Here is a 15,387-nt window from a genome sequence, read left to right as displayed (position 1 = left end):
CAGCGACCAGGGATGGCCCATGGGATTTACAAAGAGCACGGTATTGTTACTTATAACCGGGGTAAAAGGCAGTCTGACAGCGCGTTCATTGTCAATGAAATACCTTTGACAGTGTATTTAAACGATAATGAGCTTGCTACCCTGATCTGTTCACCAGGCGGTCATAATGAACTTGCCGCAGGCTTTTTGTTGAGCGAGGGGCTGGTGCGCGATCCATCTGATATCAGGGAAATAACTTTTAATGAAGAAGACGGGCTTCTCTGGGTGGAGACCAACCGCCCGGTGCCGGAAGCGGAAAATTTCTTGCGCCGGCAGATTGCCAGCTGCTGCGGAAAGGGGCGCGCGCTGCTTTATTTTGTAAACGATGCCCGGCAGCTGGAACCCGTTCAGTCAACATATCAATTCACCGCCCCTGACATCCTGCGCCTCATTGGCCTGCTGGAAGAAAGTTCAGCCTCGTTCAGGCTGACCGGGGGCGTGCACAGCGCTGCCCTGGCTGATAAAAATGGCTTGCTGGTAATGCATGAGGATATCGGCCGGCATAACGCGGTGGATAAAGTTATGGGTTATGCGTTTCTGAAGCGTATTAACACCAACGACAAGTGCTTGCTGCTGAGCGGGCGGGTTTCTTCGGAAATCCTGATTAAAGCTGCCCGTACGGGGCTGCCCCTGGTGGTTTCCCGTTCAGCGCCGACTTTTCTGGCAGTGGATCTGGCAGACCAGTATAATTTAACCCTGGTGGGCTTCGCCAGGGGAGAGCGCCTGAGCGTGTACAGCCACGAGGAAAGGATAGCAATGTAAACATGTAGCGTTGGATAGGTTAGTTGACTTGAATACAGGAAGGAGTGAAATTCTATGGAAATGGTCAAATTGACCATTAACGGCAAAGAAATTGAAGTCCCCGCCGGGACAACGATTCTTAAAGCCGCAGAACAAATGGGAATAAAAATACCGCGGCTTTGCTTTCTGGAGGGACTGAGTTCCGTCGGCGCCTGCCGCATATGTGTGGTTGAAGTTAAAGGAGCGCGCGCATTGGTGGCATCCTGCGCCGCTGCTGCAGCGCCCGGAATGGAAGTCCAGACACATTCGCCGGCGGTTATGGAAGCCAGGCGGATGATCCTTGATTTATTAATCGCCAATCACCCGCTGGACTGCCTGACCTGCGAGAAGTCGGGAGAGTGCACGCTGGCTGAACTGTGTTATGAATACGGGGTGAAGGAGAGCACGTTTAAGGGTGAAAAGCACAATTACCCGGTCGAGACGAGCAATCCCTTTATCGTCCGCGATATGAACAAGTGTATCTTATGCGGTAAGTGCGTCAGGGCCTGTGGTGAGATCACCGGCCAGGACACCCTGGATTTTGCCTACAGGGGCTTTAACAGCAAACCGGTACCTTTTTATGACGAAGAACTGGTGGAATCCAACTGCGTTTACTGCGGCCAGTGCGTGTCGGTTTGCCCGACCGGCGCTTTGACCGAGAGGCAAATGCAGGGTAAAGGGCGCCGCTGGGAGCTTACAAAAGTCAAAACTACCTGCCCCTTCTGCGGCACCGGCTGCAATTTTGACCTGTGCGTAAAAGACGGCAAACTTCTTGGTGTGGCTTCCAACCCCAGCGCCCCGGTGAACGGCCGCGCCCTGTGCATCAAGGGAAGGTTCGGCTGGGATTTCGTGAATAACGAAAACCGTCTCACTACCCCGTTAATTAAAAAAGACGGCAAGTTCGTGGAAGCGTCGTGGGATGAGGCCTTGCGCCTGATTGCCGCCAGCCTGCAGGAAATTAAGAAAAAGCACGGCCCCGACTCATTCGCGGCCTTGAGTTCCGCCAGGTGTACCAACGAGGAAAACTACCTGGTGCAAAAATTTAGCAGGGCGGTGATGGGCACTAACAACGTTGACCACTGTGCCCGTACCTGACACGCGCCTACTGTGGCCGGTTTGGCCCAATCATTCGGAAGCGGCGCGATGACCAACTCCATCAATGAAATTACAACTGATGCCCAGCTGATGATGCTCATCGGCACCAACACCACTGAGGCACACCCTGTTATCGGTTATAAAATGCGGCAGGCCAAGCGAAACGGCGCCAAGCTGATCGTAGTCGACCCGCGGCGCATTGACCTGGCGGAGGAAGCAGACTACTGGCTGCGCATTAAGTCCGGCACTGACATTCCCTTCCTGAACGGTTTGATGCACATCATCATCAAGGAAGGACTTTACGACAAGAAATTTGTGGAGACGCGCTGCGAGAATTTTGAGGCGCTGGAGTCCACCGTCAAGAACTATACCCCTGATTATGTTTCCAAGCTGACAGGTATATCTGAAGACGACCTTTACGCTGTGGCGCGCCTGTATGCCACCACAGACAGGTCCATGCTGTTTTATACCCTGGGCATTACTGAACACATCTGCGGCACGCAAAACGTTATGAGCTGCGCCAACCTGGCCATGCTGACCGGCCACCTGGGACGGCCCGGTACGGGCGTGAACCCGATCCGCGGCCAGAACAACGTGCAGGGGGCCTGCGACATGGGCGCGCTGCCCAATGTCTTCTCCGGCTACCAGCCTGTCATTAACGCAGAAGCCCGCAAGAAGTTTGAACAGGCCTGGGGCGTATCCCTGCCGGATAAAGTAGGCCTGATGATTCCGCAAATGTTTGACGCGGCTAATAACGGACAAGTCAAGGCCATGTATATTCTCGGCGAAAACCCGGTGCTTACCGACCCGAACAGCAACCATATCCGCAAGGGCCTGGACAAGCTGGAATTCCTGGTGGTGCAGGAGCTCTTCCTGACTGAAACTGCCGAATACGCGGATGTAATCCTGCCGGCCGCCAGCTTCGCGGAAACGAACGGCACCTTTACCAGCACCGAGCGCCGCGTGCAGAGAGTACGCAAGGCGATCGAGCCGGTACCCGGCCAGGGTAACTGGCAGACCATAATGGCCATGAGTGCCGCGATGGGATACCCGATGGAATACAGTGACCCCGAAGAGATCTGGAATGAAATGGCTTCCCTCTCGCCGTCCCTGGCCGGTATCACCTATGAAAGGCTGGAAGAAAAGGGCATCCAGTGGCCTTGCCAGAGCTGCGACCACCCGGGCACAGCTTGCCTGCACTCGGCGTCGTTCACACGCGGCAAGGGGCTCTTCCAGGGTATCGACCACATTCCTCCGCAGGAAATACCGGACGAGGAATACCCGTTCCTGCTCAATACAGGCAGGATCCTGCAGCACTACAATGTTACCACTCCTTACTCCAAAGGCATTCAAAGCATGTGGTCCGAGGAGTATTCCGAGTTTAACCCCGCTGACGCGGCAAAACTCGGGGTGGAAACAGGCGATAAGATTAAAGTTACTTCCCGGCGCGGCTCTATAACCGCCAGGATTAAAGTTACCGACAGGGTTCCGCCCGGCATGCTCTGGATGTCGTTCCACTACGCGGCGAGCCCGACCAACGCCATAACCAGCGAAGGGCTGGATCCGATTACCAAGACCGGTGAGTACAAGGTATGCGCCGTCAGAATCGAAAAAGCCTAGGACAGTGTTAAAAACACATTAATAAATCTATAACATGTCCTAATAGTCTACACCCGAGGCCGTTCAAAAAGCTCCAGATGCAAGGCGCGGCAAGGCTTCAGGCGGAGGCGTACTCCTTGTACGTCGAGCATTGAAGCCGCAGCCGTAACGCGGCAGATGGACTTTTGGGGCGGTCCTCCTAGGAGGTTTATAAATGCGCAAGGTGCCTGTAACCGAGGCGGCAGGTATGGTCCTCTGCCACGACATTACGAGGATAATACCCGGTCGTGAAAAAGGCCGCGCTTTCCGCAGGGGGCAGGTCATCACTCCCGGAGATATACCGGTTCTCCTGGATTTGGGCAAAGAACACATTTATGTATGGGAATCTGAAGACAGCCTGATCCATGAAGACGAAGCTGCTTTGAGCCTGGCCCGGCATGCCGCCGGGCCAGGCCTGAAGTGGGACCAGCCCAACCAGGGAAGGGTCAATCTCCGGCCTGTATATGACGGCCTTCTGAAAGTCGATGTTGACCAGCTGAACATGGTCAACAGCCTGGTAGATATCGCCATGGCGACTTCACATAACAACCGCGTAGTGCAAAAAGGGCAGATTGTCGCCGGCACCAGGGTGATCCCGCTGGCTATCCGCCGCGAGATCCTGGAGGAGGCTGAGTCAATATGCAGCCAGGCCGGGCCGATACTTACCGTAAAACCGTTTCAGCCGCTATGGGTGGGCGTGGTGACAACGGGCAGCGAAGTCTATTCCGGCCGCGTCCAGGATGGTTTTTGCAGTGTTATTAAGCAAAAGACAGCCCCTTATGGCGCCAAGGTACTTGGACAGGTAATCGTACCGGACGATCCATTTATGATTTCCAAGGAAATTCACCAGTTTGTCGCCGAGGGAGCGGAGTTGGTGCTGGTCACCGGAGGTATGTCCGTTGACCCGGATGACGTGACCCCGGTAGGCATTAGGGCCACCGGAGCGGAGGTCGTATCATACGGAGCGCCGGTGCTGCCGGGTTCCATGTTTATGCTGGCTTACCTTGGACATGTTCCGGTTTGCGGGCTGCCGGGCTGTGTTATGTTTAACAGCGTGACAATCTTTGACCTGGTCCTGCCGCGCATTTTCGCGGGAGAGCGCGTCAGCCGTCCGGAAATAGTGGCGCTGGGGCATGGCGGGCTCTGTGACGAGTGTGCCGAATGCCGTTTCCCGGCGTGTTCCTTCGGTAAATCTTAAGATCTGTAACGGCGGAGGTGAGTGACGGTTGTTGGAGAACGTAAAGCTGGAAGAAGCGCAGGAGCTTATTTATAGCCGGATCACTCCTTTGCCCGCTGAGTCAGTACCTTTGCTGAGCGTGGCGGGCCGTTATATTTACCGTGACGTATATGCCGCGCATGACCTGCCTCCCTGCGACAAATCAGCGGTGGACGGCTTCGCGGTGTCCGTGGATAGTGGAGAAAAGAACCATAATTATAAAATAAAAGAAATATTAAGACCGGGAGAAATGCCTGGTTCCGTGCTGAACCACGGAGAAGCCGCCGGTGTTGTTACCGGCGGTCCGGTGCCGGTTGGAACTGTATCAGTAATCCCGTTTGAGACAACCCGGCTGGAGGGAGATCGCCTTATATTTGCGGGAGACCTGGTGCCCGGGGAAAATATCCGGCCGCGGGGAGAGGATTTCAAGGCCGGCGAGCTTCTGGCACGGCGGGGCTCATCCATAAGCCCGGGAACGCTTGGCGTGATGGCGGCGTTTGGGGTGAGTGAAGTCAAAGTTTTCAGGCACCCCAGGGTGGCTGTTTTAGGGCTTGGCCAGGGTATCGTCCCCTGCCAGGCAAAGCCTTTGCCGGGCCAGGTCAGGGACAGCAACGGCCCTCTTCTCGCTGCTCTTGCCATGCGTGACGGAGCGCAGGTTACAGGTGTCGATCTGGTTGGTGACGGGGACCTTGCGAAAATTAAGAATGTGATGGAAAAGCTCCTCCGCCAGGCTGATATTGTACTGACTACCGGCGGGACCGCCGCTGGGGAGTGCGACCAGGCTCTTGGCGCTGTCAGACAAACCGGCGCGAAGGTCCTTTTCTGGGGAGTGCGGATAAAACCTGGCAGCCACAGCGGGGCGGCTGTCACTGACGATAAGCTGATCATTTCGCTTTCCGGCAATCCGGCGGCCTGCGCGGCAGGATACCACCTGCTGGCAGCTCCCGTTTTACGCTTTCTGCAGGGCCACAGTTTTGACCCGGAGCGTGTTACCGCCGTGTGCGCCGGCGCTTTTCCCAAGAGAGGGGGCCCGCGCCGCTTCATACAGGCTGACCTGGAAATCAATCATAAAGGTTTAAGGGTTTCTATATTGCCGGGCCAGAAATCCAGTATGCTGCGCGGCCTTCTAAACAACGGCAACGCTTTGATCGACCTTCCCGCGGGCCACCCCCCGCTGGAGGAAGGCGCCGAGGTGTCGGTGATCGTACTTGACTCTTACAGAAACAGGATTAAATAAAAATGAAAAAAGTCAATTATCGTATGGAAATCATTGAAGAATGCCCGGAGCTGCCTTTGTTTTGCGAGAAGCAGAGACAAACAGCCATAAACAGCCTGGCCGAAAGAGCCCTTGAAAAGGGCGCTGCCGAAGAAGAGGCAATTGGTTTATTCCTCTGGAGGTCAAAAGGACCTGCCGACCAGAATGAACTAATGTTGTTTCACGCGTTTTACCTGATGCATCAAAGCAGCCGCAGCTTAAAGATAGAAAGCAAAGAGGAAGCGTTTGAAATCCTCGGGGCGCCGTATGAATTTACTGTACTGGCGGAAGAGGAGTTGTTTAAAGAAATAAAGCTTTTATACTGGAAGCAGTTTAATGATTTGTCATGTGATTTAAAAAGGTTTTTAAAGAATGCCCGTGAAATAGGCAGAAAAAAAAGCGCGTTTGATTATTTAACGGCTTTATTATAATTTATGAGTTTTTGAATGATCTTCGAAAATATAGGTTGTTTCAATACTTAATTTCCTGCACACCTGCAAGGCTGTACTATGGATATTTCCCATGCTTAAGAGCTATGGGAAATGTCCATTTTTATCACACATAAGCAACGATACTGCCAAGCTCTGTTAAATCATAATCCCCCAGGCCCTGCAGCTCATTTTTGAATTCCCGCGACTGTAGGATTTCGATTAACGCCTGAAACGGCGGCAGTTCCATGTCCTCTTTCAATATAACCAGTTCATAACGCTCCTTTTGCAGCGGGACAAAATCTATCCCCCGCACCTGCAGCGAGGCTTTCTCATTGCCCAGCGCCACATCAGCTTCACCCCTTGACACAGCGCTTGCCACCGCCAGGTGGGAATTCTCTTCCCTCTCATAACCACGGATTTGACTCCTGTCCATCTCCAGCCGCCGGATCTGTTCATCCAGAAGGACCCTTGTGCCGCAGCCTTTCTCCCTGTTTATGAACACCACGTCGGGGCGCGTCAGGTCCTCCCATGTCATAATTTTCTTGGGGTTGCCCCTGGCAGTGTAAAAACCCTGCATCCGGCAGGCCAGGTGGATGATCACGGCAGGGATACCGCAAAGTATGTAACGGACATAAGTAAGGTTGTATATATCTTTATCGCCGTCCCAGAGGTGGGCGCTGGCCAGGTGTGCCTTACCCTGGTAAAGAGCCAGCAGGCCTGAAAAACTCCCCACATGGTGCCGGAAGGCACGGGCGCCGTTGGGGTGGCGTTCCAGATGGCGGGCCAGGATGTCCAATAAAACGTCCTGCCCGCAAATCACAAGTCTCTGGGAAGGGACTGACTCGTCTCTTTCAAGCATAGTATCTATTTGTTGGCGCGGGTTTTCAGTTGCGGCTGATATGGTTGGCTGCAATTCCAGTTTCTTGCCTTTTTTCTTGTATGCCTCAACGTCCTGCAGGTCGACCCGGATCTTGCGGCCTACCCGGTAAGCCGTAAGCTCTCCCCGTTTAATTAATTCGTAAACTGTATTTTTTGCTATCTTCAGTATAGAGGCTACTTCTTCGGGAGTTAAAGAAGGGCCTTCTTTCATATTTACACCTCCCCGCATATTCTGGTGATTATTATATCTTATTTTTATTTGTTTGATAATCATTTTTATGGTGTTTTATTATGTTATGCACTATTACATTCCCTTAAACTTTCTATAAGCAATATCCTCACTCAGGTTTTGGCCGCCTCTTTCTGGCGCCATGGCTGCATAGACCTGAGCATTACAGCCACAGTCAAATAAATACAGGGATTTAGGACCGGGAGGTGACGGTATGCGAGAAAAAGACAACAATAAATATAAGATAATAATAAGTGATAACTAAAATGATAATAAGTAATTTCCGCAAGCCATATTGACAACTATTCCAGCTTACCTTATTATTTTATTAATTACATTATGTTATGTTATATAACGTAATGTAATGCCAGCCAAGAAATTACTGCTTTACCATGTGGAGAATTTGCTAAAGAACCGGCACTATTAACTTACTTATGACCTGTTATGCATTGTAGTGTTAATTAATATAAAGGCTGCACGTCTTTTCGTTTTTTGGCGACTATAAACAAAGAGAAGGGCTGGTGATATTTCGGTATAACATGCAAATACTAACTTAGGGGAGGAAACGAAATTGAAAAAGCTATTTACATTTTTGGCTCTTGTATTATTTATTGCGGTGTCTGTTATCGGCTGTGGCGGAAAAAAAAGCGAAGAACCTGTAAACTTAACTATCTCAGCGGCGGCCAGCCTGCAGGATGCGGCGGGAGAGTTAAAGGCTCTCTATGAATCAAAGAATACTGGTACAACAATAACAATGAACCTAGCGTCCTCAGGAACACTGCAGAAGCAAATTGAAGAAGGAGCTCCGGCAGATTTGTTTATATCCGCCGGCCAGTCGCAGATGGATGCATTGTCCCAAAAAGGACTGATAATTGAGGAATCACGCAAGGACCTGCTGGGCAACGAGTTAGTGCTGGTAGCCGGCAAAGACAGCAGTCTGGCAGGATTTGAGAGCCTGACCGGCGAAAATGTTAAGAAAATCAGCATTGGTACACCAGAATCAGTGCCGGCAGGACAATACGCCAAGGAAACATTGACAAGCCTAAAACTGTGGGACCAACTTCAGCCTAAAATAATCCTGGCCAAGGACGTGCGCCAGGTACTCACTTATGTTGAAACCGGCAATGTGGATGCGGGACTGGTCTACCGTACCGACGCCGCCACAAGCGCCTCGGTTAAAATAGTTTCATCGGCTCCCGATGGTTCAAATAAACCAATTCTTTATCCGATGGCAGTGGTTAAGAGCACTAAATACCAGAAACAAGCTGAAGAGTTTGCCAGATTTCTGCAGAGTGACGATGCTGTGAAGATATTCGAGAAGTATGGATTCAAAGTAATTAGATAGCAGGTTGGATTAAACAATGTTAATGCAGATGACAGATTGGCACCCGGTACTCCTTTCACTCCGGGTGGCGATAATCGCAACAGTTGTCGTTACATGCATAGGGATACCGCTGTCACGGCTTCTGGCCCGCAGTGATTTTTTTGGCAAAGATGCTCTTGAAGCAGCAATAACACTGCCTTTGGTCTTGCCGCCCTCAGTCGTAGGCTACGTTTTGCTGATGCTCATCGGCAAAAACGGCCTGTTGGGCAAGGCTTTGGCTGGTATGGGAGTTACTTTGGTTTTTACGTGGTGGGCTGCTGTCCTGGCTTCCATAGTCGTGGCCTTTCCCTTGATGTACCAGAGCGCCAAGGCGGCTTTTAAGAGTGTGGACACCAACTATGAAAAAGCTGCCAGGACCCTGGGCGCAAGCGAAGTAAGGATCTTTTTTACGGTTACCCTGCCCCTGGCCTGGCCCGGTATTCTAGCGGGACTGGTGCTGACCTTCGCCCGTGCCCTGGGTGAGTTCGGCGCCACTTTAATGGTGGCGGGAAATATCCCGGGACAGACCCAGACCATACCGTTGGCCATTTATTTCGCGGTGGAGTCAGGGAAATATGAAGCGGCCAGGGTGCTGGTGGCGATTATCACTGTATTCAGCTTCCTGGTTATTTTCTGGGTAAACCGCTGGGCAAAGAATCACCAAAACTAACAAGCGGACGGTAATATATGCTGGAAATCAGGATCACAAAGAAATTATGGCATTTTGACCTAGGCCTTAACGTAATAGTAAACAACCAGATACTTGTTTTGTGGGGTCCTTCCGGGGCCGGTAAAACTACGATTTTGCACTGCCTGGCCGGTCTGCTGAAACCAGACAGCGGGCTTGTCAGGTTGAATGATCAGATCCTGTTCTCTTCCGACGAAAAAATCAATGTCCCCACCCGGCTCAGGAACGTGGGTTACCTTTTTCAGGACTACGCTCTATTCCCCCACATGACTGTAAGACAAAATGTTTTATACGGCCTTTCCGGAGAAATGAAGTCTGGTTCTGGCGTTATTGACCTGTTAAAATCTTTTGGCGTGGGGCACCTGGTTGACCGTTATCCCGGCCAGCTTTCCGGCGGGGAAAAGCAGCGGGTCGCTCTGGCCAGGGCGCTGGTAGTCCGGCCCCGGCTGCTGCTTTTGGACGAGCCTTTCAGCGCCCTGGATAAAAACACAAAGGAGAGCTTGAGGCGGGAAATAAAAGATATGCACCGGCAGTGGAAGATACCCTTTGTTTTAGTCTCCCATGATGAGGAGGACGCCCGGTTTTTGGGGGACGTAATTGTTTCCCTGGAACACGGGCTGGCAAAAGGAAATTCACAACGGCTTGTCCGGGTGTGACACCCCGGTCCATGAGCTGGTGCGGATATCGCATTAAATAGTGAGTCTTGGTTTTGTCCAGGACTCTTTTGTTTTATGCTCTTAAAACATTAAAAATTTTGTTTTATTTTGCAGGGAAAAGGAGATGATTAAAGAATTTATATCTTTAATAGTTGATGGATTGTCATAAAAAGTAAATTATTGGTTTTTTACTCTTCGAGCCGTACGACCTAAAGCTTTTAATGCTATGGTTTATGGCCGGCAGGGTGCGTTGGGAAACTGGCACGCCTTCCATTGCGAAAAGGAGAGTTGGAATCTGGCTTATAATGCCGGGCCGGCTGTGTTTTTCGCAGCATGCCCGGTATTGTTTTTTTAAGGGGGTGTTAGCAGCCGATTTAAAGACATCATGTATTTTAGCAGTTGGAGGTGTTATGTTGAAACACAGGTACAAATTAATATTTTTGGTTGTCGCTGTTATAACCTTTGCACTGATCCTGGCAGCGGGCTGCGCCAAGCAGGAAAGCAAAGAAACGGCTGCGGCCGGCGGCCAGATCTTGCTGGCCAGCACTATCGGCCCCATTGACGCCGGTATTGTGTCAGCGCTTGAGGACAGCTTTGAAAAGAAAACCGGGATTAGGGTAAGGCACGTGGGCGCAGGCACCGGGGCAGCCCTGAAAATGGCTGAGAGCGGCACTTTTGACCTGGTCATGGTTCATGCCAAGGCCCTGGAGGAAAAGTTTGTAGCGGATGGCTTCGGCACCAAGAGGATCGACCTCATGTACAACGATTTCGTAATAATCGGTCCGGAATCCGACCCGGCGCAGATCAAAGGACTGAAGACCTCAGCGGAGGCCTTGAAGAAGATCATGGACACCCAGTCCTTGTTTATCAGCCGGGGTGATAATTCCGGGACCCACGTGGCCGAAAAGGACCTTTGGAAGGCCGCCGGGCTCAGCCCGTCCGGAGACTGGTACAGGATATATGAAAAAGGTTCGGAAGGAAACGTTAAAACCCTGAAATATACTGACGAGCAGCAGGGCTATACAATTATTGACAGGGCCACGTACTTAACAGTAAAAAACAATATTAAGTTAAAAGTGCTTGTGGAAAAGGAAGAATCCCTGCTCAACTATATCAGCTTTATTCCGGTCAACCCGGAGAGGTTCCCCAATGTGAAGAATAAACTGGCGATGCAGTTTGTTGAATTTTGCACATCCGCTGAGGGACAGACTATAATCAGGGACTTTGGCAAGGATAAGTATGGCGAGCCCCTGTTTTATCCCAATTCGGCCGAAGGAAAAGCCCTTTCAAAGTAATATGAACATAAATAAGGAGGAATATGAATGAGGGCCAAAAGATACGCGTTACCCATTATTGTTTTAATGCTGATTTTTGCTGTGGGGATCCTGGCTGGATGCGGCTCGCAGCCCGCGAAACAGTCAACGCCGGAGCCGGCGGTAAAAGACCTGATCCTGGCAACCACCACCAGCACCCAGGACAGCGGCCTGCTGGATGTGCTGAAGCCAATGTTTGAGCAAAAAACCGGTTACAACCTTAAGATCATATCTGTAGGCAGCGGCGCGGCCATGGAAATGGGCAAAAAAGGTGAGGCAGACGTGCTCCTGGTCCACTCCCCGGCTGCTGAGAAAGCCCTGGTTGATGAGGGCGTGGGTATTAACTACCAGCTGGTCATGCATAACGACTTTATCGTTGTCGGCCCGGCTAACGACCCGGCCGCGATCAAGGGCAGCGCTTCGGTAGACTCTTTCAAGAAAATAGCTGATAAAAAAGCCACCTTTGTCTCCCGCGGCGATAACTCCGGTACTCACACCAAGGAACTTTCCATTTGGAAAGCAGCCTCGATAACACCTGAAGGATCCTGGTACCTGGTAAGCGGCACCGGCATGGGCGCGACCCTCAACATCGCCAATGAAAAGCAGGCTTATACCCTGGCTGACAGGGCTACTTACCTGGCCCAAAAGGCCAACTTTAAGCTGGAAATTTTGAGTGAAGGCGACAAAAACCTGCTGAACATTTATCACGTTATGCAGGTAAACCCGGAGAAATTCACCAAGGTCAACAAGGACGGAGCAAAGGCTTTTGTTGACTTCATAGTCAGCCCCGACACCCAGAAGGCTATCGGTGAGTTTGGCAAGGACAAGTACGGGCAGCCGCTTTTCACCCCGGATGCAGGCAAAAAAGAAGCTGATTTGGGAAAATAGGCAATAGAGGATAGGAGAGCCGAGTTTCACTAACCCGGCTCTCTTTCAACCTCATATTAATTTAGCAGGTTGGTATTATTTATGCGGGATCTTGCAAAACTGCTGTCATCTATGTCGTTTGGCATACTTATAATAGCTCTTTGTTGTCTTTATTTTATTTTTATGGAATACATTCCAGAGCCGTTGCGTTTTTTTATAAGGATATCTCTGTTATCATTACTATGCTTTGATTTATTGTTCTGCACGGCAAACCGCTTCATGAGCCTGATCAGCGGCATCACCACATGGAAACTGGGCGTCTTCTTTTTCCATATCGGAGTAATTGTCACTATTGCCGCGGGTTTTTTGGGCGGGCAGGGCCACAGCGCCGGTATTATGTTGAAAGAACACCAGGTTGCTGATTTAAACAGCCTTGGTTTCCCAGTTGTTATCAGAGTGGAAGATGCCAGGGCTGAATTCTACCCGTCGGGTGCAGTTAAACAATACTACACGACAATCGTCTTGTTGGATGAAGAAAAAGAGATCGAAGTTAAAAACATATCCGTCAATCATCCGGCTAATTATAAAGGGATTAAGATCTACCAGTCAAAATTTGAAGCGACACCGGAAGGCAATGTAACGGGCTTGACAGTTAAAACAGAACCCGGCCTTCCTTTTGTCTGGACCGGCTTTGCTCTTTTAAGTGGTGGGATTGTTCTGATGCTGTTCAGGAGAAATTGATATGCCGCACTTGGAAAACAACCTGTTTTTTTACGCTTTTCTGCTGTATTTATTATCATCTGTTGTATATCTCGCTGTCTTCTGGTTTCGTGCCGAAAGGGCTTATCGTTTAGCGCTGGTTATTTTTGCGGTGGCTTTGATCTTGCATACGGCAGCGCTGCTGGTTAGAAGTATTGAAGGCAGCCGGATGCCCTTTGCCAGCATGTATGAATTTATACTCGTTTTTTCCTGGGGAACGGCAGCACTCTATCTCTTTGGATGCTGGAAATATAAAATACATATTACCGGAGTGCTTGTTCTGCCGCTGGAGATATTGTTTTTGGGGTACGCCTTGACTGTAAAAACAGAGGCCCAACCGCTCGTCCCGGCGCTTCAGAGCATTTGGCTGCAGCTCCATGTGGCGGCTGCCGTATTTGCTTACGGCCTTTTTGCGCTGTCTTTTGCGGCTTCAGCCCTGTACCTTATTTTTCAGAAGGGAAAGGACGACTATTTTATAGCGGCCCGAAGCCTTGACAAACTTATTTACTATTTCATTGCCGCCGGATTTCCTTTCATGACGCTGGTGATAATTACCGGCGCAATATGGGCTGAAGAAGCATGGGGCACGTGGTGGAACTGGGATCCTAAAGAAACCTGGGCTCTGGTAACATGGCTGATTTACGCCCTGTACCTGCATTTCCGCAGGACAAAGCAGTGGAGCGGCAGAGCGGCGGCGTGGGTTGCCCTGGCAGGATTTATCGCTGTGATTTTTACCCTGTTTGGAGTTACCCTGCTGATGCCGGGTGCGCACAGCTATTAGTCAACTGAAAAGATGTCTCCGAGCCTTTAATTCTAAAGAATTTATTCCAGGGATGAAGGCCGATAGGGTACCGGGGGAAACGCCGGTGCCTCCTGCCGGAAAGGGGACCACATCGTCTTGGTATTAACACCGGGCTTTGAAGTAACCTTCTGCAGGCGCGGTTTATTTTTATTTTATTCAGGGGGGTGGTACAAGCCTCTGGTTTTTGTTCTAATATTCCAAAAAGGGAGTGAGCGGATGGATGGTATCTAGAAACAAGTATTTTGTCGCCTTTGTTCTAGCCGTGTGTTTAATGGTTTTTGCCGTTTCCGCCCAGGCAGCCGATCTTGCCGGCCTGGAAGTCAAATCAACTACGTTTGTCCCCGGGGAGGAGGGGCGTTATACGCTGATTTTTAAATCCGGTGATCAGCTGGACCTGTCGGTGGCCGATTTTATTTATGTTGATTTTCCGGATGGGTTCTCAATTGTGCAGAATTCTTATGACAGCGAGGACCCCGGCTGTACGCTGTCAAATATACAATTTCGAAACGCGCCGGGAGATAAATGGTCTGTTATCCAGGGGGAAGTTAGTGTGCAGGACGGAAGCATGTTGAGATTTGACCCTGTCACAAATAAAAGTGTGAAAGTAAATGCGGATGTCAGCATGTACATGGTTATCCCCGGTGTTATCAACAGTTCCGACACAGTATCTGATGCGGTTTATCTCAACGTTGATCAATCCGGGATCAGTTATACAGGGAGTGCGCAAATAACACTGGGGGACCCGCCGTCATCAGCCCCAGCAGGCCTAAGTGTTGAAGCCGTCGCTTCCTCCAGGGTGAATGCCTTGTGGGAAGCGGTGGACGGCGCCACCCGCTACCGCCTGCTGTATTCCAATGCCCCGGACGGCCAGTTTGTCCAGGCCTGTGACTTTGGCAGGGAACCAAATCCTGGCCAGGAGTGGGTATTAACGGACACAAGCTGCAGTTATTCCGGCACCGGCAACGGGGGGCTGGATGCCGGCCGGACTTACTATTTCAAAGTCCAGGCGGGCAATGAATATGGCTTTGGCCCGTTTTCCGACACCATCGCGGTTACAATGCCGGTGATTAAGCTGGAGCGTTTTACAACCAATATAACAGTGACAAGCCCGGTAAAGGTCGTCCTGGATCAGGAAGTGGAAATAACCGACCCTGACAGGATCCAGGTCTACGAGGAAGCTACCGGTACCCCGGTGCCGGTTAGCTCGATAGAGGCTGATGGAAACACGGTAATCATTACCGCTCCCCTGGATAAGGGGAAAAGATACCAGGTTGTATTTTATGACCAGGCGCTGGAGAGCGGTGAGTACGACGGTGTATATAACAGGCTGTTTGGCTGGTCCTTCACCGCTTTACAGCAAAACCCGCAGCGTTAGCG

At 50.9% G+C, this 15,387-nt stretch carries 14 protein-coding genes and 2 riboswitches; of the genes, 13 read left to right on the top strand and 1 reads right to left on the bottom strand.

The genetic code is table 11. From position 1 onward, the window contains the following. Positions 1-12: 12 nt before the first annotated feature. From fdhD to ACOBQJ_RS08260, 5 genes are all read left to right on the top strand, one after another. A complete protein-coding gene (gene fdhD, locus ACOBQJ_RS08280; RefSeq protein WP_421071277.1) occupies positions 13-801 on the top strand; it encodes a formate dehydrogenase accessory sulfurtransferase FdhD in 789 nt (262 codons plus the stop codon). Positions 802-855: 54 nt separating this feature from the next. Beyond that, positions 856-3,534: a formate dehydrogenase subunit alpha gene (gene fdhF, locus ACOBQJ_RS08275; RefSeq protein WP_421071276.1), complete on the top strand. Its 2,679-nt coding sequence runs from the start codon at positions 856-858 to the stop codon at positions 3,532-3,534. Positions 3,535-3,727: 193 nt separating this feature from the next. After that, on the top strand, positions 3,728-4,750 hold the full coding sequence (locus tag ACOBQJ_RS08270) for a molybdopterin-binding protein (RefSeq protein WP_421071275.1): 1,023 nt from the start codon (positions 3,728-3,730) through the stop codon (positions 4,748-4,750). Between the two features lie 28 nt (positions 4,751-4,778). Continuing rightward, complete coding sequence (locus ACOBQJ_RS08265) at positions 4,779-6,005, top strand: molybdopterin molybdotransferase MoeA (RefSeq protein ID WP_421071274.1); 1,227 nt, start codon at positions 4,779-4,781, stop codon at positions 6,003-6,005. 2 nt (positions 6,006-6,007) lie between these two features. Next, positions 6,008-6,454, top strand: a complete 447-nt coding sequence (locus ACOBQJ_RS08260) for a hypothetical protein (RefSeq protein WP_421071273.1) — start codon at positions 6,008-6,010, stop codon at positions 6,452-6,454. A gap of 124 nt (positions 6,455-6,578) precedes the next feature. On the opposite strand, the gene ACOBQJ_RS08255 is transcribed toward ACOBQJ_RS08260, so the two are convergent. Beyond that, on the bottom strand, positions 6,579-7,544 hold the full coding sequence (locus ACOBQJ_RS08255; protein ID WP_421071272.1) for a substrate-binding domain-containing protein: 966 nt from the start codon (positions 7,542-7,544) through the stop codon (positions 6,579-6,581). Between the two features lie 589 nt (positions 7,545-8,133). On the opposite strand from ACOBQJ_RS08255, the gene modA reads away from it, so the two are divergent. From modA to ACOBQJ_RS08215, 8 genes are all read left to right on the top strand, one after another. Beyond that, positions 8,134-8,907 (top strand): molybdate ABC transporter substrate-binding protein, encoded by a 774-nt coding sequence (gene modA, locus ACOBQJ_RS08250; protein ID WP_421071271.1) that lies wholly within the window; start codon positions 8,134-8,136, stop codon positions 8,905-8,907. Positions 8,908-8,923: 16 nt separating this feature from the next. Further along, positions 8,924-9,595, top strand: a complete 672-nt coding sequence (gene modB, locus ACOBQJ_RS08245) for a molybdate ABC transporter permease subunit (protein WP_421071270.1) — start codon at positions 8,924-8,926, stop codon at positions 9,593-9,595. A gap of 17 nt (positions 9,596-9,612) precedes the next feature. Beyond that, positions 9,613-10,269, top strand: coding sequence for an ATP-binding cassette domain-containing protein (locus ACOBQJ_RS08240; protein WP_421071269.1), 657 nt, complete (start codon positions 9,613-9,615; stop codon positions 10,267-10,269). Positions 10,270-10,450: 181 nt separating this feature from the next. Continuing rightward, positions 10,451-10,571: riboswitch (molybdenum cofactor riboswitch) on the top strand. A gap of 108 nt (positions 10,572-10,679) precedes the next feature. Beyond that, on the top strand, positions 10,680-11,564 hold the full coding sequence (locus ACOBQJ_RS08235) for a substrate-binding domain-containing protein (RefSeq protein ID WP_421071268.1): 885 nt from the start codon (positions 10,680-10,682) through the stop codon (positions 11,562-11,564). 27 nt (positions 11,565-11,591) lie between these two features. Then, the gene (locus tag ACOBQJ_RS08230; RefSeq protein WP_421071267.1) at positions 11,592-12,470 is read left to right on the top strand and encodes a substrate-binding domain-containing protein; all 879 of its coding nucleotides are present in this window, start codon (positions 11,592-11,594) and stop codon (positions 12,468-12,470) included. Between the two features lie 234 nt (positions 12,471-12,704). Further along, positions 12,705-13,190, top strand: coding sequence for a cytochrome c biogenesis protein ResB (locus ACOBQJ_RS08225; protein ID WP_421071266.1), 486 nt, complete (start codon positions 12,705-12,707; stop codon positions 13,188-13,190). Position 13,191: 1 nt separating this feature from the next. Next, the gene (gene ccsB / locus ACOBQJ_RS08220) at positions 13,192-13,989 is read left to right on the top strand and encodes a c-type cytochrome biogenesis protein CcsB (RefSeq protein ID WP_421071265.1); all 798 of its coding nucleotides are present in this window, start codon (positions 13,192-13,194) and stop codon (positions 13,987-13,989) included. 4 nt (positions 13,990-13,993) lie between these two features. Continuing rightward, positions 13,994-14,111: riboswitch (molybdenum cofactor riboswitch) on the top strand. A 119-nt stretch (positions 14,112-14,230) separates the two neighbouring features. Beyond that, positions 14,231-15,385, top strand: a complete 1,155-nt coding sequence (locus ACOBQJ_RS08215) for an Ig-like domain-containing protein (protein WP_421071264.1) — start codon at positions 14,231-14,233, stop codon at positions 15,383-15,385. The last annotated feature ends 2 nt before the right edge of the window (positions 15,386-15,387 follow it).

This window comes from Pelotomaculum propionicicum (assembly GCF_048984525.1).
GTDB lineage: Bacteria > Bacillota > Desulfotomaculia > Desulfotomaculales > Pelotomaculaceae > Syntrophopropionicum > Syntrophopropionicum propionicicum_A.
The sequence above is the reverse complement of the archived record's forward strand: the minus strand, read 5'-3'. Positions and strand labels throughout refer to the sequence as shown.

What these genes read in the sequence shown, in the direction of transcription:
- ACOBQJ_RS08230 (WP_421071267.1), top strand. Translation starts at nt 11,592, where the DNA reads ATGAGGGCCAAAAGATACGCGTTACCCATTATTGTTTTAATGCTGATT.
- ACOBQJ_RS08270 (WP_421071275.1), top strand. Translation starts at nt 3,728, where the DNA reads ATGCGCAAGGTGCCTGTAACCGAGGCGGCAGGTATGGTCCTCTGCCAC.
- ACOBQJ_RS08215 (WP_421071264.1), top strand. Translation starts at nt 14,231, where the DNA reads ATGGTATCTAGAAACAAGTATTTTGTCGCCTTTGTTCTAGCCGTGTGT.
- ACOBQJ_RS08240 (WP_421071269.1), top strand. Translation starts at nt 9,613, where the DNA reads ATGCTGGAAATCAGGATCACAAAGAAATTATGGCATTTTGACCTAGGC.
- ccsB (WP_421071265.1), top strand. Translation starts at nt 13,192, where the DNA reads ATGCCGCACTTGGAAAACAACCTGTTTTTTTACGCTTTTCTGCTGTAT.
- ACOBQJ_RS08235 (WP_421071268.1), top strand. Translation starts at nt 10,680, where the DNA reads ATGTTGAAACACAGGTACAAATTAATATTTTTGGTTGTCGCTGTTATA.
- ACOBQJ_RS08260 (WP_421071273.1), top strand. Translation starts at nt 6,008, where the DNA reads ATGAAAAAAGTCAATTATCGTATGGAAATCATTGAAGAATGCCCGGAG.
- fdhD (WP_421071277.1), top strand. Translation starts at nt 13, where the DNA reads ATGGCCCATGGGATTTACAAAGAGCACGGTATTGTTACTTATAACCGG.
- modB (WP_421071270.1), top strand. Translation starts at nt 8,924, where the DNA reads ATGTTAATGCAGATGACAGATTGGCACCCGGTACTCCTTTCACTCCGG.
- ACOBQJ_RS08255 (WP_421071272.1), bottom strand. Translation starts at nt 7,544, where the DNA reads ATGAAAGAAGGCCCTTCTTTAACTCCCGAAGAAGTAGCCTCTATACTG.